At 34.7% G+C, this 19665-nt stretch carries 13 protein-coding genes; 12 read left to right on the forward strand and 1 reads right to left on the reverse strand.

The features are described from left to right. Nucleotides 1–76: 76 nt before the first annotated feature. The 12 genes from ACJMLO_RS00740 (at nucleotide 77) to ACJMLO_RS00795 (ending at nucleotide 19221) form a co-directional block, all read left to right on the forward strand. A complete protein-coding gene (locus tag ACJMLO_RS00740; protein ID WP_405292947.1) occupies nucleotides 77–4351 on the forward strand; it encodes a hypothetical protein in 4275 nt (1424 codons plus the stop codon). 110 nt (nucleotides 4352–4461) lie between these two features. Beyond that, entirely contained in the window at nucleotides 4462–6522 is a 2061-nt protein-coding gene (locus ACJMLO_RS00745; protein ID WP_405292949.1) for a right-handed parallel beta-helix repeat-containing protein, read from the forward strand. 16 nt (nucleotides 6523–6538) lie between these two features. Next, a complete protein-coding gene (locus ACJMLO_RS00750; protein ID WP_405292951.1) occupies nucleotides 6539–8614 on the forward strand; it encodes a hypothetical protein in 2076 nt (691 codons plus the stop codon). Nucleotides 8615–8740: 126 nt separating this feature from the next. Further along, on the forward strand, nucleotides 8741–9634 hold the full coding sequence (locus tag ACJMLO_RS00755; protein WP_405292953.1) for a toll/interleukin-1 receptor domain-containing protein: 894 nt from the start codon (nucleotides 8741–8743) through the stop codon (nucleotides 9632–9634). A 17-nt stretch (nucleotides 9635–9651) separates the two neighbouring features. Further along, nucleotides 9652–10521 (forward strand): toll/interleukin-1 receptor domain-containing protein, encoded by an 870-nt coding sequence (locus tag ACJMLO_RS00760; protein WP_405292955.1) that lies wholly within the window; start codon nucleotides 9652–9654, stop codon nucleotides 10519–10521. Nucleotides 10522–10533: 12 nt separating this feature from the next. Further along, nucleotides 10534–11244, forward strand: a complete 711-nt coding sequence (locus ACJMLO_RS00765) for a hypothetical protein (RefSeq protein WP_405292957.1) — start codon at nucleotides 10534–10536, stop codon at nucleotides 11242–11244. A 205-nt stretch (nucleotides 11245–11449) separates the two neighbouring features. Then, nucleotides 11450–11596 carry a 50S ribosomal protein L40e gene (locus ACJMLO_RS00770; RefSeq protein WP_116591610.1) on the forward strand — a complete coding sequence of 49 codons (147 nt, stop codon included), beginning with the start codon at nucleotides 11450–11452 and terminating at the stop codon, nucleotides 11594–11596. A gap of 79 nt (nucleotides 11597–11675) precedes the next feature. Beyond that, entirely contained in the window at nucleotides 11676–12428 is a 753-nt protein-coding gene (locus ACJMLO_RS00775) for a geranylgeranylglyceryl/heptaprenylglyceryl phosphate synthase (RefSeq protein WP_405292959.1), read from the forward strand. 62 nt (nucleotides 12429–12490) lie between these two features. Further along, nucleotides 12491–13564: a DNA double-strand break repair nuclease NurA gene (locus ACJMLO_RS00780; protein WP_405292961.1), complete on the forward strand. Its 1074-nt coding sequence runs from the start codon at nucleotides 12491–12493 to the stop codon at nucleotides 13562–13564. Continuing rightward, complete coding sequence (locus ACJMLO_RS00785; protein ID WP_405292963.1) at nucleotides 13558–15060, forward strand: helicase HerA-like domain-containing protein; 1503 nt, start codon at nucleotides 13558–13560, stop codon at nucleotides 15058–15060. Before ACJMLO_RS00780 ends, ACJMLO_RS00785 begins: the two co-directional genes overlap by 7 nt. A gap of 178 nt (nucleotides 15061–15238) precedes the next feature. Next, nucleotides 15239–16477 carry an exonuclease SbcCD subunit D gene (locus ACJMLO_RS00790; protein ID WP_405292965.1) on the forward strand — a complete coding sequence of 413 codons (1239 nt, stop codon included), beginning with the start codon at nucleotides 15239–15241 and terminating at the stop codon, nucleotides 16475–16477. Beyond that, on the forward strand, nucleotides 16474–19221 hold the full coding sequence (locus tag ACJMLO_RS00795; RefSeq protein WP_405292967.1) for an AAA family ATPase: 2748 nt from the start codon (nucleotides 16474–16476) through the stop codon (nucleotides 19219–19221). Before ACJMLO_RS00790 ends, ACJMLO_RS00795 begins: the two co-directional genes overlap by 4 nt. 23 nt (nucleotides 19222–19244) lie before the next feature. Here the strand turns inward: ACJMLO_RS00795 and ACJMLO_RS00800 are convergent, their stop codons facing one another. Beyond that, entirely contained in the window at nucleotides 19245–19640 is a 396-nt protein-coding gene (locus tag ACJMLO_RS00800; protein ID WP_405292969.1) for a nuclease, read from the reverse strand. Nucleotides 19641–19665 lie beyond the last annotated feature (25 nt).

Raw genomic sequence — 19665 nt, forward strand, 5'->3', positions numbered from 1 at the left:
TTTCATAGACTATATTATAGTTGTACATCCATGATGATGTAATGTATTTTATACAATTTTGGAGGTTTTAGTTATAATGAAAAAGAAACACGTAATTTTCATTTTATTGATGTGTATAATTGGAATGTCAGTTATTGCTTGTGTAAGTGCAAGTGATTTAAATGAAAGTGATGTATCATATAATGATAAGTTAAGTGAATACATTTTAAATGCTGATGAGGACAATGGATTATGTGCAAGTGAAAATTTAGATAGAATTAGCACTAATTATACTCCGCCGACAAGTGCGGATATTCAAAGTTCAATTGATGATGCAGATGATGGAGACACAATAATTTTAGATGGAAAGTATGTACTTGAAAATACAATCACCGTTTCTAAGCAATTAACTTTTTTCGGCATAAATGATGCAACTGTCGATGGAAATAAAAATATAAGATTATTCGATGTATCATCTGGTGGAGTCATATTCAAAAACATCACTTTTATTAATGGAAAATGCGATTCCTCTGGCGGAGCTATAAATGGCAGATGTAGTGTTGTGAATTGTACTTTTATAAATAATTCTGCTGGTTCATATGGTGGTGCTATGTATTATGGTAGTGCAACTGATTCTATTTTTATAAATAATACTGCTAAAGGGCAAGGTGGTGCTATGTATTATGGTAGTGCAACTGGATGTATTTTTATAAATAATTCTGCTAATGAAATGGGTGGCGCTACTCAAACGGTTCATGCAGTTGATTGTTTATTTAGTAATAATACTGTTACATCTTCTAGCCAATATTCTGATTGGGGTGGAGGTGCTATGAATAGGGGAAGTGCTACAAATTGTACTTTTATAAATAATTCTGCTAGTTCATATGGTGGAGCAATGTCTTTGATTTCTGAAGCTAAAAATTGTACTTTCATTAATAATCATGCAGTATTTGGGGGTGCAATAAATAAGGGTTCAGCTACAAATTGCGTTTTCAAAAATAATGATGCCCACTCCGCCGGCGCTTTACGTGATTCAAGTGCTAAAAATTGTATTTTTATCAATAATGCGGAATGTGCAATGAAATTTGCTGAAAATCCCGGGTCTGTTATAGATTGTATCTTCATTAATAATACAATTGGAATAAGAGCTGCCTCTTTTAATGATGAATGCATTGCAATTAATTGTACATTTATTAATACCTCCGATTGTGCTGTTGAAAATGTTAATGCTAATAATTGCAGTTTTATTAATAATTCAATTGGATTGTCTACATATTCATATTTAACAGTTATGAATTGTAAATTCATTGGCAATTATCATCGCGCCCTAAATGGGGGTTCTGTTGTGAATTGTACATTTATAAATAATACTGCTGGGGCTATTTCAGAAGCAAAATATGTTGCGAATTGTACTTTCATCAATAATAGTGCAGATGAAGGCGGTGCAATATATGGTGCGCAGAGTATTGTAAATTGTACTTTCATCAATAATAGTGCAGATGAAGGCGGTGCCATATTTGGAAATTATAAAACTGGAGGAATTTACTCAGAATACATTCATTCCTCAATATTGAATTGTACTTTTATTAATAATTCAGCGATTTATGGTGGAGCCGTTTCAAGGGCATATAGCATTGTCGGATGTAGTTTTGTTAATAATTCTGCCAGTTATGGTGGTGCTATATATGGATTTTATGAGGAATTTATTTCTACTGGGTATCTGACTGGTTTTTATGAAAAATATTGTTCTCAAATTAATGATTCCTCTTTTATAAATAACTCTGCCACTTATGGTGGTGCCATATATGATGGAAATGCATTCAACAGCACTTTTAATAATAATCAAGCTAATTTAACTGGTGGTGCAATATATCTTGAAAATAATGGTAATATAACCTATTGTGATTTTATAAGTTGCCATGCTCACAGTAAAGGTGGAGCAATTTATTGGAATAAAAGTGCGAATATAATTCATTGTACTTTTTTAGGTTGCACTTCTGGTGAAGATAATATCTTTTTAGCCTATAATCTGACACAGGAGGTTTATGTTGTTGAGGATTGTATTTTTGATAGATATCCCAATAATGTGGATTATACTTATGTTTCTAATCTGCTGGCAAACAATCTAACTTATTTCAATGGTGAAACTGGTAGGATGATGGTTAATTTATCTGATTTAAGAGGTGCTTTAACTAATAAGAGGATATTTATAAAAATCAATGGTGTTAGTTATAATACAACTACTGATCTGAATGGTATTGCTTACTTTAATATTGAAAATTATTTACATAAAATGGGATTATATAATGCAACGGTTAGTTTTGATGGGGACAATTATATCAATCCATCTTCAGTTAATGTAACAATTATAATTAAGAAGCATGATTCCAGCTTGAATGTTCCTGAATTAGTTTTATATAAAAATGAGTATGGAATTTTGACAGGCAGTTTAAATAATATGAGAGGTCCGTTAGTCAATAAAACGGTCATATTTACTTTAGATGGAGTTGATTATCGAAGAACCACAAATCAATATGGTGTTGTTGAGTTTAATGTATTGAATTATTTGACAGGTAAAGGTAAATTTGATTTGAATGTAGCTTTTGAAGGTGATGACAACAATCATCCAAGTTTCACTAATGTGAGCGTTTATATTATTGATTATAGGGGAATTTTAACCTGTGAAATTGACGGTAAATATTTCAATGATACTCTTTTAATATTCACATTAACAAATTATAAAAATAAAAAACCAATTTCAGGAGCTCCAATTGAAGTTAAATTTTCAAATGGGGAAATTGTTAATTTAACAACAGATGTTGATGGATTGGTCAGCTATAGAATACCGTTCAATCCGGGAACATATGATGTTATGGCAAGCATTAATCAAGAATACGTGGATGTCAACAACATATCAATAACAGACATTGAGATTAATAAGATATTTGGTTCAATTTCATATCAATTATTAAACGGTAATAAAACATTAATGTTTAAATTATATAATTCATATAATCTGGACATATTCAGGAATGTTATCATTAATTTAGCATTCAACAATGGTGAAAAAGCGCAAATTGTCACTAATGATGAGGGTATTGCTAGTTATGATATTCCTTTCCCTAAAGGAACATACTCCGTATCTGTAGTTGTTGACAAATTTTTCAAAGAATTTGAAGATGAATACATTAATAATATAATCATTACAAATGAACTGAACTGTTCAATAAACTTCACAAATAACATTACTTTTGATTTTGGAGAATACGGTTCTACAAACTTCACAATTGATGGGGGAATTATAGGCAATGTCAGTGTCATTGGCCATAGTGAAGCTAAAATCAGTGTAACCAATAATGAAATTACCGTATTTGGTTTGTCAGTTGGAAATTACACATTGCTTGTTGAAACAATTCCGGATGATTATCATAATCCCGTCAATGCCACTTTAAACATTAATGTCAATATGGTTAAATCCAAAGTAACATTCTCCACAGGTGTTGCATTCGAATATGGTGGTTCAGCCACTATTCATGTTACTGTTGATGGTGGTAGTGTCAATGGTAAAACCATTCAGGTAATTGGCCATCCAGAAGCTAAAATAAGTTTTGTTAAGGATATGATTACAGTATCTAATTTAAATCCGGGTAGTTATACATTACGTGTTGAATCAATCCCTGATAGTGATCATAAAACAGGTGATGGCACTGTTGGTATTTCAGTTAGAAAAGCCACTGCCGTCATTATAGCATCCAAATTAACTGTTGCACTTAAGAGTGGTGAACTTTGGACTATGAAGTTTGTTGATTCAAAATACCGCAAGCCGATTAGTAATATGAAGGTTACCTTGAAAGTTTACACAGGTAAAAAATTTAAAACTGTTAGCTTAACAACCAATTCTAAAGGAGAAGCCAGATATCAGACAAAATCCTTGTCTAAAGGTACACATAATATTGTTGTAACTGCTGATCATATCGGATATAATTTCAACAAATACATGTCTTCAATTAAAGTAATAAAACAGACTCCTTTGAAGTTCACTTTAAAATCTAGGGTGAATGATAATGAGGGATCATTGCTGTCTTATACGGTTTCAAATAAAAAGACCAATGCGGGCGTTAATGGCGTTAAATTCAAGGTTTTAATATTTACAGGTAAAAAGTACAAGACTTACACTTTAAAAACTAAAAAGGTTAAAGGTAAAAAAGGAACCTATAATGGAGCTATCGGTTTTTCAACCAATAAGTTCTCGGCAGGTAAGCACACCGTTAAATTCATACCTGCAAGCATCAAATACAAAGGAACTTTGACTACCAGTATTCAAATTAAGAAAAAGGCCACTTCAGGTCCGAAATATTTCCGTGAGGTTTAATATTATTCCTATTGTTTTTTCACTAATGGGTGAATAAAGTAAACAATCTAATTTAATTAACTTAAATAATGGTTTAAACAAATATATGATATATTTAAAGGTGAATAGCTATGAACAAAAAAATAATATTGCTCTTGATAATTCTTGTTGGTATCTGTGCAGTATCACATGTCAGTGCAGCAGACGATTCGGATTTTGCTGCAAGCGATAACTCAACAGATATTCAGATTATTGGGCAAGATGATGATTTGGACAATTGTCAGGTTTGTGATGATGATAAGCTTGGCGATGTAAACCTTGAATTTAGAAAAATTCAGGAGGATATTGATGCTGCCGAAGAGGGCGGTACAATCTACCTTAAGGGCGAGTATGTTGGAGACTATCTGATTAATGTGAACAAATCGGTCAACATTGTTGGAACTGATGGCGCAACTATTAAGTATAACAGCTCTAATCCACTTGTAACTCCATTCTTCCATATTAATAACGCTGCCAATGTAAACTTGACAGGCATAACATTCATTGGAGGAAACTGTTATTGGGGAGGCGCTATTACCTGGCAGGGTGATAACGGTTCCATAACAAACTGTGAATTTAAGGACTGTTTTGCAACAGGTGATCTTGCTTCTGGAGGAGCCCTACTTTTGATGGGGGATAATTTCAGAATTTCCGATTGTATCTTCACCGGAAACCATGCAGGTTTGTACGGAGGTGCAATTCTATGCAACGGTACAGGAGGTATCATAAGCAACTGTGAATTTAGAGAAAACTACGTCACAGGTAATAAAGGCCATGGTGGTGCCGTTGTATTGTGGGGAACTGATTATGCTGTTGTTAACTGTAACTTCACTAAAAATCACGGTACCGATTGGGGAGGTGCAATCTCCGTACTTAATGAGGGCAACAGGATCGTCGGCTGTAACTTCACAGAGAACTATGTGGCAGGCGCTTTAGATGCAAACAATACTCACGGTGGAGGAGCAATTCTAAGCGCATGTAATGGACTGCTAATTGATAACTGTAATTTTACTGGAAACGGGGCTCCTAGAGCTTTGGGCGGAGCCGTTAGTCTATCCACAAATGACGCCCTTAAAAATTCCTATTTCAATGAAAATTATGCGTTATATGGAAATGATATTTCTTACGGTAAGAACATAACCTCAAACACTTTTGTTCTTGATTACAACGAAACCCAGCATGATGCCATTCGTGTAAATCCTGATGTATTCGATTCAGTTGTAGCTGCCAATACATTCATCAAAACCAAAATGAATTCAAGCGTTGAATTCAATACAGGTATGGTTTTCCTGTATGGGGCTTCAGGTTCCATTTACGTAAAGGTTACCGGTGGAAGTATAGATCTTGTAAACATTACAGTTTTGAATCATCCGGAAGCGAAAATCAATTTTGTAAACAATATATTGACAGTTTCTAATTTGGGTGTCGGGTCCTATACCTTGCGTGCGGTCACAACTCCTGATGAAAATCACACTTCAGTCAGTGGAGATTTAAGCATCACAGTCAATAAGGCAACTGCTGTAGTCACTGCGGCTAAAGTTACAGTTGCTTTAAAGAGCGGTTCTTCATGGTCAATAAAAATTGTTGATTCAAGAGACGGCAAGCCAGTGGCCAATATGAAACTCACTTTAAAAGTATACACCGGAAGTAAATATGCAACAGTATATCTTACCACCAATGCAAACGGTATGGCTTCCTACAGTACAAAAAGTCTAGCAAAAGGCACTCACAATGTTGTTGTAAGCGGAACTCATGAAGGTTATTCATTCAATCCTATTTCATCTTCAATTACTGTGGTTAAACAAACCCCTATTACATTCAAGCTCTATAAGAAGACTGACGGCAAGGATGGGTCTTTACGTACATACATGGTAATGAACAAGAAGACCAAAAAGGGAATCAACGGAATGAAGATTAAGGTTTTAATCTACACAGGCAAGACATTTAAGACCTACACTCTCAAGACTAAAAAAGTCAAGGATAAAAAGAGAGTTTACATGGGAGTAATCGGATTTGCTACAAATGACTTCTCAGCAGGAAAGCATACAGTAAAAATCATGCCGGATAACATTAAATATAAGGGTTCAGTTACCACTACAATTAAAATTACAAAAAGTGCTACAAAACGCCCGAAATATTTCCGTCAAATTTAATCATGTGGTGAATTAAATGAGTAAGAAGATATTGCTGATTTTTCTTATTTTAATCAGTATTTTTGCTATTTCACAGGTAAGTGCAGCAGATAATGCAACTGGCCTGCAGAGTTCACATCAAAGCGCCGATGAAATTGTAGGTGTGGCGGATGATGAAACACTCTTAACCGCCACCCATAAGATCGATTCAAATAACAATACATTTGATGACATTCAAAATGCAATCGATTCGGCTAGTGAAGGAGATACAGTTGAACTTACAGGAACTTTCAGCTTCACAAAGACAATCAACATCAATAAAACAATCAGTATTGTCGGGACCGGCGATGGAGCTAACCTGAAGCATGCATTGGTTGCCACCAAATTCAGGTTCTTCAACATCGAATCTTCAGCATCCAATGTAGTTTTGGATAACTTGATATTCACAGGCAACTCCAATTCTGATTTGGGAGCCGCCGTTCTTTGGAAGGGCAATGGAGGAATCATAAGTAACTGTGTATTCACCGACAATAATGTTCAGGGTGAGGGATTTGGAGGTGCTTTAGCTATTGAAGCTGATAACTGTAATGTCATCAATTCCACCTTTAACAACAACAATGCTTATAAAAAGGGTGGAGCAATCTTCATCTCCGGAAAGCAGAATAACATTTCCAACTGCTCATTTAAGGGCAATTATGTTTACAATTCCCTGGACAATACTTCCATTGGCTATGGGGGAGCGATCTTCAGTGACTGCGAATCATTAAGCGTTGATGGCTGTACATTTAATGGAAATTATGTTCGTGAAGGATATGGAGGAGCAATTGCTGTTGTCGCAAAGGACAATATAATTTCCAACTCCAAATTTGATGGCAATTATATTTCTAATTCTCCAAAAAACACTTCCGTTGCAAGTGGAGGAGCAATCTACAGTAATGGCGATGCCTTAAACATTAACAACTGCTCCTTTAATGAAAACAGGGCAATTGAATCATATGGTGGTGCCATAAGTTTGGGCAAAAGCAATGAAGTTAAAAACTCATATTTCAATAGGAACTACGCTTCATTGGGAAATCATATTTACAGCACCTCAAAGGCATATGTATTGGCCAATGACTTTGTTCTCAGGTATGATGAAAGTAAAAGTGAAGCAATCTATGGAAACAATTTGGAAATAGGCGGCAATAATAATTTCACTGTTGAAAAAATCGAATCCAGCGTTGAATTTATCAGTACAGGTTTGATTTTTGATTATGCTTCATCAGGTTCCATATATGTAAAGGTTACCGGCGGAACCATCTCTTTAAAAAACGTTTCAGTCATAAATCATCCTGAAGCCAGAATTTCTTTAATCAACAATGTCCTGACAGTTTCCAATTTGAATGTTGGAAATTACATATTGTCCGTAATTACAACTCCGGATGAGGACCATTATTCAACAAGTAAAAATTTAACAGTCACTGTTAAAAAGGCAACAGCTGTAATCAAGGCTTCAAAATTGACTGTTGCTCTTAAAAGCGGTACTGTTTGGACAATTAAACTTGTGGATTCAAAAAGCAATAATCCTATTGCAAATATGGACGTTTCCTTAAAGGTTTATACCGGTAAAAAATATAAGACTGTAAACCTTAAAACCAATTCCAAAGGCGAAGCTACCTACAGTACAAAAGGCCTGTCAAAAGGCAGTCATAATGTTGTCATAAGCGCTTCACATCCAGGTTATAATTTCGTTTCCCTAAAATCTTCCATTAAGGTAATAAAACCAACTCCTTTAAAATTCAAACTTCAGGCCAAAGTTAATGATAAGGAGGGGTCTTTGCTTTCATATACAGTTTTAAACAAGAAGACCAACAAGGGAGTCAACGGAATTAAGATTAAGGTTTTAATCTATACCGGTAAAAAATATAAGACTTTCATTCTAAAGACCAAAAAGATTAAAGGTAAACAGGCAACATACAATGGAGCGGTCGGTTTTTCCACAAATAAGTTTAGTGCAGGAGAGCATAAGGTTAAATTTATGCCGGTAAGCATTAAATATAAGGGATCTGCAACCAATTCAATCAAGCTCAAAAAGAGTGCAACAAAAGGTACAAAATATTTCCGTACAGTTTAGGGATAGATTTCATGAATTTATTCCTTTTTTCTTTTTTTATTCAATTAGTTTAGAATTGTTATCCACTATTATTATATATTAAAAAAATGAAATATTTATCTATAAAATATTTGAGATGATGAAGTCATGGCACACGAGGTTTTTATTAGTTATTCATCTAAAAATGCTGAATACGCTAATGCTGTTCATGAAAAATTAGACAATGAGGGCATTAAATGCTGGCTTGACACTAGTAATATCAGAACAGCTACAAATTTTGCTCAGGAGATTATTGATGGATTAAATGAAGCTAAAGTAATAGTTTTAATATATTCCAAAGATTCTGACGATTCAAAATATGTATATCGAGAAATTGAAACAGCATTTGAAAGCAATAAACATATTGTTCCCTTAAAAATTGATGATACTTTTCCAAAAAAACTTGAATTCTTTTTAAGAGGCACACAGTGGTTGGATGCTTCACCTGCTGCTCTTGAGGAGAAAAACATCACTCTTGAAAGCTGCTATGATGAAGTGGTGGAAACAGTTAAAAAACTAAAGGATGTTCCTTTCGAACCTTACCATCCTCCTCATCACGTACCACGAGTTCAAAAAAGCTTTTTTGAAAAATACGGAAAGTATCTCATTGCAGTTGTTGTTCTTTTAGTAGTCGTTGGGGGCTTTGTTGCATATACTGGAATGAACAACACGGATTCGAATGCCGATAATGCAACTCAGACGGGAATAGACATAGGTTATGTAGGATTGCAGGACAACGGTGGCAGTTATTCTTATTACGTATATGGAACAATTGCTGAAGGGTCTAATGCTTCTTCCAAGGATGTAATTCACATTGACTTTTATGACAAAGACGGAAAGGTTGTAGACAGTTGCGATTCCAAAATAGGAGATGCAGAGGGCAATGTTTTAGGTTCTGTTGACGTATCTCAAAAGGACATTGTTAATGTTACAGTAAAATTACAGAATAGTGACAAAAAAGTATTATATACTCAAGACAGTGACAATATTGTCTCTGAATAATAATTGGTGGGTTATTTATGGCTCATGATGTGTACTTAAGTTATGATGAAAAGGATTTAGATACAGCATTGAATGTTTGTGAAACTTTGGAGAGCAATGGTTTGAAATGCTGGATGAAAAATCGTGATGTTGATAGTGATAATAGGGTTAGATCAATTATTAAAGCTATTAAACAATCAAGACTACTGCTTTTGGTTCATTCTAAAAATTCAAAACATTCAAAGTTCATAAATAATGAAGTTAATGAAGCATTCGATGCAGACAGGTCATTTTTAGTATATCATATTGATGATTCGGAATTGAGTGATAATTTAGGGTTTTTCTTAAATGCCAAGCCAAAAATCAATGCTTATCCAAACCCTGAAGAAAAAAATGATGTTCTGATAAGAAATGCTAAAAATCTTGTAAAAAAACAAAGAAAAGAAGATAGAAAAATTTCAAACATCATAAAGGACAATAAAAAATCCGTGGCTATAGGAATAATTGCTTTGGTAGTAATTGTTGCCGTTGCAGGATTTATGATGTTCAATGGTGAAGGCACATCTTCCGCACCGGTTAATGTTGGTGATTTCAAGATTCAGATTACTGATTTTAATAAGGAAGATGTAAGTAAACAGGATTTTGACTGGAATTATTCTTACAGTGTTGTTGGAAGCATTTCTCCTACTCCGGATAAGAATAGCGGTCTATCAATCGTTGTTGATTTTTATGATAAAACTGGAAAACTAGTTGAAGAGAAGGAAACTCCATTTGAGGATGCCCAGATTTCAGGTTCAGGATTGCTTTTCGGTTCTGTAGGGTCTGATAAAAACGACATTTCCTATGTGGATGTTCAATTGGTTAACAGTGATGATGTTATCATAGCACAGGATGATTCTCAAATCTAGGGGATGATTTTTATGGATAAAAAATATATTTTAGTGGCTGTTATTGTTGTTGCAGTAGTTGCGGCAGGAGCTTATTTCTTCTTGAGTGGCCATGAAACAACATCAGAAACAATAACTGATCATTCTACTATGGTTTTAAGTAAATCAGCATATATGGAAGTTCCCAAATCTGACAATAAAACTGATGACGTAAATAAGAAAGGAATTCATCATTATAAGGATAAAACTTATGATATAAATATCACAAGCTGTTCCAATTTATCTACTTCATCCAGTGTAAAGGAAATGAAAGACCTTAAAAATTCAATTTCAACTGGGTCTAAAAAGTTAAAAGAGAATGATGTAGTGGTTTATGAAAAGAACGGAACTTATTCAGTGTTTGTCAAAAACACCCAGTATAATGATACATTATTGATTCAGTCATCTAGCAAGGATTTGCTGCTTCAATGCTGGGAAAGTGTCAAATACCATGATCCGACTGAGAAAATCAAATTCAATGATACTGATTCAGGTTCAGGTTCTGTAATTAATGTTGCACAAAAAACAGAAAGTGCAGTATCCAGTTCCTCATCATCTAGTTCCTCTTCAAGCTCTTCAAGTTCCTCATCAGGTTCAGGAAGCGGAGGATACAGTGACTTTGGTTTCAGTACTTCTTCAAAAAGTAGTTCAAGCAGGTCAAGCGGATCCAGTGGTGGAGGATACAGTGACTTTGGTTTTGACTGAAGTTCAAATTAAACACTCAAAATGGTTTTAGGAATTTAATCCTAAAATCTCTTTTTTTATATTTTTTCTATGGTCAATTTTTCTTTGTTTTGACTAATTTTAACTAAACATTTAAATACTATTAAGTTGAAATAATTAATTAATAGTTATGTATACATAACGGTTTATTATTATTTATTTTCATGATTATAAGGAGGAGTTATTAATGGCAAGATTTGAAGAAGCAGAAAACAGAATGTTCAATGTAAAAATCTGCTTAAAATGTAATGCTCGTAACCCTGCTGGCGCTACAACCTGTAGGAAATGCGGTTACAAAGGTTTAAGATTTAAAGCTAAAGAACAAAGAGGATAAATTTATTATTCTCTAACCCACTATTTTTTTTCTAAAACATTATATATTATTTTAAACAAAACTATTTTTAGGTATTCTTATGAAAGACGTTGAAAATTATATTAGAGATATTTTAAAAACAAGAAAACTTCATTTTACTTTAATTGATCCCGACGAACAGAAACCTGAAGAAGCTTTGGAGATTGCTACAAAAGCTATTGAAGGTGGAACCGATGGTATTATGATTGGTGGATCCACTGTTAATGGAGATGACGTTGACAACACCTGTAAAATATTGTCAGAAAACATTGCAGTGCCTATAATTATTTTCCCGGGAAATACAAGCAGTGTAAGTAAATATGCTGATGCAATCTTTTACATGAGCTATGTAAATTCAAGAAATCCTTATTGGATTAACGGCGCACAGGCTATTGCAGCACCTGCAGTTAAGGCATCCGGAATGGAAATTCTTCCAATGCATTACATGGTAGTTTCACCTGGAGGTACTGTCGGTTGGGTTGGAGATGCTAACTTAATTCCTAGAAACAAGCCTAAAATACCTGCAGTCTATGCAATGTCTGCGGAATTGTTTGGAATTAAATTCTTCTATCTCGAAGCAGGTTCCGGTGCTGAAGAACCAATTCCTGCTGAAATGGTGGCATATTCCAAAAAAGCAGCTCCTAAAAACATATTGGTTGTTGGCGGAGGAATCCGTGACGGCAAGGCTGCTTACATGGCTGCAAAAGCTGGAGGAGACATCATTGTAACCGGTACTGTTGTGGAAGAAGTGGATGATGTTCAGGCTAAAATCCAAGAAATTACCGGAGCAATTCTAAAAGCTTCAAAAGAGTAGTTATCAACTGCTCTTACCAAACTTTTTTTTAATATATTTAACATACTATTAACTGTGATATTATGTTAAATTCGCTATATGAAAAAGCCATCGCTAAAAGAGGATTTATATTTGATGTAGAACCGACAACAGATATCGAATCCCAACTCGAACATAAATGGTTCAATCGAAGCATCGGCGAAAGCAAGGCCGAGTTTTCGATTGCAGCAGGAGACGGAAGTTTCAATAAAAAGAAATTTCTCACAACCAATTTCTGTGCTGTGGGTGCCGAATCAATAATGTATGACGGCCAGATAAAAAAGATTGACGACTCGGATATTTTTGATATACCTCACGTGTCATTTCTTGATGAACTTTTAAGCAATTACATGGCAATCTATGAGTTGAAATGTGCACTGAGAACCCTTCGGGATTATGATATTGATTATTACATGTTTGACGGGTCAATCCTTGGAGATTTGCAGAATGCCTTTCCAAGGGGAGCCAAGCTGCCTTCAAAAATTAAGGAAAATCTCGATGATTCACTATTGAATGAATTCCTTTCCAGACTCAGTGTCAGACAGTATGGGTTGCTGTTTCCAGGCATCCGAGATGATTTGAAGCTCTTTGAATTGCCTAAAAAAGAGGATTCAAATATTCTCAACGAGACAAATCTGCACTTGGCTTCAATAGAAAAAATCATTCTTTTAAGGGAAATTCTTCAATATAGAAAAAAGATTATTTCAATTTCAAAGACTTCATCGGACAATGACCTGTTTCACTGGAACATCCCCGATATCGCATTTTTAGACAAGTTTACAGAAAAGCAGGGAATGACCATCATAAAATACAGGGAAGTTCACAAGAAAGCGCCATTTCAGTTTTACAATGATTTTTTCAAAAAGTTAACATTTACAGTATTTTATGTGAGGCTGCAGGATAATAAAAACGTACTGAAAGTTGAGCTGCCTTACAGGGCAACAAAGGAAGAAGTGTTTGAGATTATCCGAAAGATCAATGTGCTGTCGGTTCAGGGTTATCCTTACCTTTTAAACAAGGCTCACAATGATGTTGTAATAACCGACAGGAACATGAAGGAATTGATGAAAATAGCTAAGATATACGAGACAACAAACAGGGAAGTGATGTCATGGTAGTGGGAATCTGCGTAGGAGAAACAAATTTAAACGAAGTAACATTTATTTCCAATAAAATGCCACAGGTTGGCCAATATGTAACTATAGAATATGATGGAAGAAAGGTATTGGGCATGGTTGAAAATTTGGTAAGGGGCAATGATGCTTTGAATGTTGACATAAATGATTTCAAGGCAATCCAAAAGATTTCAAAAATCGGCGTTGAAGACAACTATATAAGAGGAAAGGTCAAGATTTTAGGAGATGTCAATGACAGTTTAAGATTGCCTAGAACACCCGTGTTGCCTGGAACTGAAATAGAGCTTGCCGATGCGGAAATACTCAAGGAAATATTCAAGGTTACAAATCCGATAAAATTAGGATCACTGGTCAATCAAAGTGATGTGGATGTCAATGTTGATGCAAATCCGATATTGTCAAGACATCTTGCGATTCTGGCCATGACCGGTGCGGGCAAGTCAAATACGGTATCAGTATTGATAGACCAATTGCTTGGATATAATGTTCCCGTATTTGTATTTGATATGCACGGCGAATATAAGGGTGCAGAATTTCCAAACGGCAATGTCAATGTAATCCGGCCAAAGATAAATCCTAAATACATGAATTTTTATGAGATTAAAAAGCTTGTCAACATTCCAAGCAACGGTTATATCCAGGAAAGGCATTTCAGAAAGGCATTTAAGGAAGCTAAAAATCGTATTGAGGATGGCGTTGCACATGAAAACAACTTTTTGAAATTAATTTATGATATCCTTGAAGTATATTCACAAGAAGAAAAGGCGGATAAGCAGATAGTGGATGTCATGAATAAGATTGATGATTCAATGGACAGATATTCCAACCTCTTTGACCAATATACAGGAAACATATTGACATCAATTAAAAAGGCCCATGTAAATGTTCTGGATTTAAGTCAGGTTGATGAAGCGGTTGCAAGCGTACTGGTAAGTCATATACTGAGAAATTCACTGCAAAGATCAAAAAATGCTGCCAATAATGGAAATAAGGAAGAACTGCTTGACAACTCAGTATTTTATATACTTGAAGAGGCACATATTCTTGCTCCTCAAAAAAGGGATTCCGATTCGAAACGCTGGATTCAAAGGGTTGCAAGGGAAGGGCGTAAATTCGGTTTGGGTTTGTGTCTGGTAAGCCAGTCACCAAAAACCGTTGACCATGATGCCCTCTCACAAATGAATAACATGATAATCCTGAGACTTGTAGAACCCGAAGACCAAAGGCATGTCCAGTCAGCTAGTGAAAGCCTGTCACAGGATTTGGTTAATCAGCTTCCTTCTTTAAATGTTGGGGAAGCCATTGTGCTTGGATTAATGACAAAAGTTCCTACTCTCGTTAAAATAGATAAATTCCAGGGTCGTCAGCATGGTGATGACATGGATATTGTTTCTCACTTCAGGGATTCACTGGAAAGGGAAGCTGAGGAAATTCAAAAGCAGGAAGATGAACTTTTGGATATGGGGTATGATTATTAATTCCCCACATCTTAACTTTTTTTTAGATTTGTTTTACACTTTAAAATCAATATTGATTAGTTTTCAAATGCTCTCTTGGCAAACTATTAAATAATAGATTAGAATATACAATTACACATTAAATGCTTGTTGAAGTGTTTAAATTGGTTATATACAAAAAATTAATTAAGGCGATATAATGAAATTTGCACATTTAGCAGACACTCATTTAGGTTACCGTCAATACGGTTTGTTTGAACGCGAAAAAGACTTTTATGAAGTGTTTGATAAGGTAATAGATAAGATAATAGAAGAAAACGTAGATTTTGTAATACACAGCGGTGACTTATTTGAAACTGCAAGACCTTCACCTATGGCGCTTTTGACTTTTCAGAAAGGTTTGCTGAAGTTGAAAGGTGCTGGAATTCCGATGTATGCAATAGCTGGAAATCATGATGTTGTAATGCGCAAAGGATCCATTCCTCCCCATGTGATTTTCAAAAAATTAGGTCTGAAAGTCATAAGCAACATCAATCCTACATATATGCAGGGAGACATATTCATTGCAGGACTTCCTTACTATCCGGCATCACATGGAAAGGCCCTAAAAAGCAAACTGGCCGAACTGTCAGAAAAGGCAAATAAGCATGACAAGTCAATTTTGGTTTTACACCAGGGAATTGACCAATATTTCAAGTTCAATTATGAATTGGAGCTTGGTGAAATTCCTGACAATTTTAACTACTATGCATTAGGCCATATCCATAAATATGTTAATGATGCATATGGTAAGGGCAGATTGGTTTATCCGGGTTCAGGAGAAATCTGGAAAACTTCAGAGCTGGCTGATTATAGGGTGAACGGTAAAGGTTTTGTCGTTGTTGATTTGCAGGATTCAAAGCCTGTTATAAAAAGGATTAAAATTGATATTCCACGTGAATTCATTGAAAGGGAATTGAACTATAATGATTTGGAAAGTGGCATTGCAGGCATTAAGGAAACCATCAGGGATTTCGATAAGAAACCAATATTAAAGCTGACAATCAGGGATGTCGAGTCCGATACAGGCGGAGTCTATGAAATTATTCAGGATGAACTTGGTGATTTGGCCTTAATGATCAGACCTACATTCATAATGGCGGGCGAGGAATACGAGATTATTGAAGTTGAATCTAAAAAATTAGGTCCTGAACAGCTTCTTGAAAGCCAGCTTGACGAATATGGGGATGAAGTAACCAATTTGGCCGTTGACTTATATCATTTGCTTTCAAAGGATAAAGTTGATGAATCTCAGGAGTTGATAAATCAATACTTTGATGAACATTATCCTATGGATTTCGATGATATTGAATTTAAAACTGAAAAAGTACAAAAGGAAGAACCTCCAGAGGAAAAAGAGGATATTCAGGTAACATTTGATAAGGAGGTTTCACAATGATTTTCACAAGATTGAAATTGAACAACTTTAAATCACATGAACATACTGTAATTCCTTTCGACAAAGGAATCAGTGTTATTGTAGGTGAAAATGGGGCTGGTAAATCCACCATTCTTGAAGCACTTAGTTTTGCATTGTTCAAACAACACACAGGAAAGAAAATCGATGATTTGGTTAGAAACAATGCGAATTCAATGTCTGTTGAGCTTGAATTCAGTTCTAATAATAGGGATTATAAGATTGTTCGTGAGAAAAAATCAACTTTAAAATCATCTTTATTTAAAAGAACCTCTTCAGAAGGAGGATATGTCCATGTCTGTACTGGAGATAAGGAAGTTTCTTCTGAAATTCGTCAAATTCTAGACATTGACTCAGATTTGTTTTTAAATGCAATCTACATAAGGCAAGGTGAAATTGCAGAGTTGGTTGACAAAACTCCTGCTGAGAAGAAACAGCTGATCGGCAAATTGCTCGGAATTGATTCTTTGGAAAAAGCATGGAAAAACTTGCTTCCTTTCATTACAGACTATGAATCTCAGCTTTCTGAGCTTAAGGGTAAACTGTTCAATTCAGAGGAATTAACTGAAAATTACAAAAAGAAAAAAGAAGAATTGGAAATTCTCAAAAAGAGAGGTCACGAACTCGAAGAGCAGATTGATGAAGTTGATGAGATTATTAAGGAAATCTCTGAAAGCAAACGAAATATGGAAAGGGAAAAGGAAATCTATGAAACCCAAGTTAACAATTTGGAGATTGAAGAAAAAACATTTGCCAAATTGGAAGAGGATAAACATAATGTTCAGGAGAATTTAGATAAAATTCGTGAAGCTGAAGAAGAAATTGACCGTTTGGAAAAGTTTGTCTCTAAGTTGGATGTTTATCTTGATTTTGAAAAGTCCGTAACAAGTATTCAGGAATTAAAGGTCAAGGAAGAGGAAATGGAGGACAAGCTGGAATCAATTTCACAACAAAAAGAAATAGTTTCCTCTAAAAAAGAGGGCTATAACAGTTATCTTGCTTCAGATGAGGATATTAACAAATTGAACAATCAAAAAAATAACTTTGAATCAGAGTTGGCCACCATGGCTAAACTTGAAAAGGATAAAAAGGAACTGTTAATAGATATCGAAGAGGAAAGAAATGATATTGATAGATTCTTTTCCAAATCAAAAGATAAATTGGATGATTTTGGCATGTCTCAAGATAAATTGGCCGAAATTGATGACTTCAGTCATCTAGAAAAATTAACCACTGAATTCATTGAGGAAATATCTGCCAAAATTGAGGATTTATCCAAGGAGATAATTACAAAAAATGAGGATATTGTTGTATATAAACAGAACATTAAAGCATGTGAGAAACCTTTAAATGATTTGGAAGGAATTGATAACAGATGTCCTGTTTGCCAGTCAGAAATCAGTTCATATAAGAAAAAGGAACTATCCAAACAGTATAATGGTGAAATTTCCGAAAACAAAAAGTTAATTTCACAAAATGAAGAGGCAATTCGTTTATTGACCAAAAATAAAAATAGCTTTGAGGAAAAACTTCAAAATCTCAATGATCTGTCTAAAAATATCATTGAATACAAACAGAAGTTCGAACACCTTCAGGGCGAATTGATTAGATTAAACAAGATGGATGAAAGCCTTGAGTCTAAGGAATACATTAGCAATAAACTTGGTGAGTTAATTTTAGTCATTGCCAATAAAAAGCAAGAACGTGAATCATTCAAACAGGACCACGATGCATATATTCAGTCCAAAGGTGCACTTGAGGTTCTGGGCAGTGAAACTGAATCTCAATACCAATTAAAACAAATTAAAAATGAAATTGACAATCATGTAACCAACATTAAACTGGCAATTGAACAGGATCCTCATTTGAGTGGAGATATCAGTGCCGCTGAACTTAAAAATCGTATTGATGATTTGAAGCTGAAAAATGAAGAATATAATCAGCTCAAAGGTTTTGTTCAAAATAAAAATTCATACATGACTCAATTGGAGTCTATTAAAGAAGACATTGGTGTTTCATTAAATCAAAAGGACATTATTGAACATAAAATTGAAGCTTCATTATATGATGAGGAAAGGTATGAACAAATATTGTACAACTTTGAACGCTATGAAAGAAGGAAAAATTCCTTCAATGAAGAGCTATTTACTATTAAAGGTCAGGCAAAGGAATCCATTGCAAGTCTTCAGGATTTGACTGAAAAAATCAAGACCGCTTCAGGATTTAAAAAGCAGTATGACAATGTAAATGAGTATGTTGATTTGCTCAAGCACATAAGGGAGTTGTACAGTAGGGGAGGTATCCAAAAAGACTTGAGAAATATTTCACGTCCGGCTATCCAAAAGCATACCAAGGATTTCTTCAAGGAGTTCAATTTCAACTATTCAGATTTGACCATTGATGATGACTATGAGGTCACTGTCTATGGTCCTGAAGGCGAATCATCAATCAGTATGGTTAGTGGCGGTGAGAAAATTGCCATTGCGCTTGCCTTAAGATTGGGTATTACTCAAGCCATGGCAAATGGTGAATTGGACACTATTTTATTGGATGAACCTACAATTCATTTGGATGCTTCAAGAAGACATGAACTGATTAATTTATTAAAGGAAATGTCTAGCTTGCCTCAAATGATTATTGTAACTCATGAAGCGCAACTTGAAAACGCTGCGGATAATCTAATAAAGGTTGAAAAAGAAAATGGTATTTCAAAAGTAATGATGTAATCATTATTACTTTTATTTTTTTTTCACATTGTTTCTTCAGCATCTTTAATGGAATCGATAATGCAGTTGGCATTCCATCCTACAATGGTGGCGGCAGATTCCTCCAACACTTCCGGAACTTCTTCTAATCCTAATGGCCTAACAAGCACTATAGGTATTTTATGCTCTTTGCCGGCATTTAACAGATTTTCGAACAATTCCTTATTGTCATTATAAAGGCCAGACAGCATGATAATTCTATCTACTTTTTTATAAAATGCCTCACCTGCGGTTGCATAGGAGCCGGATATTGATTCTTTCCATTTGAAATCAACTTTTGAGAATAATTTTTCTGTGAATTGGCCGTATTCATTATTTTTATCAATGCCGTTTGTGATAATTAAATTGTAAATTTTATCATCTCTTTCATCTTCAAACATTTAATCACCTTGCTTTAAGTATACT

It is taken from the genome of Methanobrevibacter sp. (assembly GCF_045120835.1).
Taxonomy (GTDB): domain Archaea; phylum Methanobacteriota; class Methanobacteria; order Methanobacteriales; family Methanobacteriaceae; genus Methanocatella.

Bases quoted from the DNA above. Each gene is read 5' to 3' on its own strand.
- ACJMLO_RS00740 (WP_405292947.1), top strand. From the start codon at position 77: ATGAAAAAGAAACACGTAATTTTCATTTTATTGATGTGTATAATTGGA.
- ACJMLO_RS00745 (WP_405292949.1), top strand. From the start codon at position 4,462: ATGAACAAAAAAATAATATTGCTCTTGATAATTCTTGTTGGTATCTGT.
- ACJMLO_RS00750 (WP_405292951.1), top strand. From the start codon at position 6,539: ATGAGTAAGAAGATATTGCTGATTTTTCTTATTTTAATCAGTATTTTT.
- ACJMLO_RS00755 (WP_405292953.1), top strand. From the start codon at position 8,741: ATGGCACACGAGGTTTTTATTAGTTATTCATCTAAAAATGCTGAATAC.
- ACJMLO_RS00760 (WP_405292955.1), top strand. From the start codon at position 9,652: ATGGCTCATGATGTGTACTTAAGTTATGATGAAAAGGATTTAGATACA.
- ACJMLO_RS00765 (WP_405292957.1), top strand. From the start codon at position 10,534: ATGGATAAAAAATATATTTTAGTGGCTGTTATTGTTGTTGCAGTAGTT.
- ACJMLO_RS00770 (WP_116591610.1), top strand. From the start codon at position 11,450: ATGGCAAGATTTGAAGAAGCAGAAAACAGAATGTTCAATGTAAAAATC.
- ACJMLO_RS00775 (WP_405292959.1), top strand. From the start codon at position 11,676: ATGAAAGACGTTGAAAATTATATTAGAGATATTTTAAAAACAAGAAAA.
- ACJMLO_RS00780 (WP_405292961.1), top strand. From the start codon at position 12,491: ATGTTAAATTCGCTATATGAAAAAGCCATCGCTAAAAGAGGATTTATA.
- ACJMLO_RS00785 (WP_405292963.1), top strand. From the start codon at position 13,558: ATGGTAGTGGGAATCTGCGTAGGAGAAACAAATTTAAACGAAGTAACA.
- ACJMLO_RS00790 (WP_405292965.1), top strand. From the start codon at position 15,239: ATGAAATTTGCACATTTAGCAGACACTCATTTAGGTTACCGTCAATAC.
- ACJMLO_RS00795 (WP_405292967.1), top strand. From the start codon at position 16,474: ATGATTTTCACAAGATTGAAATTGAACAACTTTAAATCACATGAACAT.
- ACJMLO_RS00800 (WP_405292969.1), bottom strand. From the start codon at position 19,640: ATGTTTGAAGATGAAAGAGATGATAAAATTTACAATTTAATTATCACA.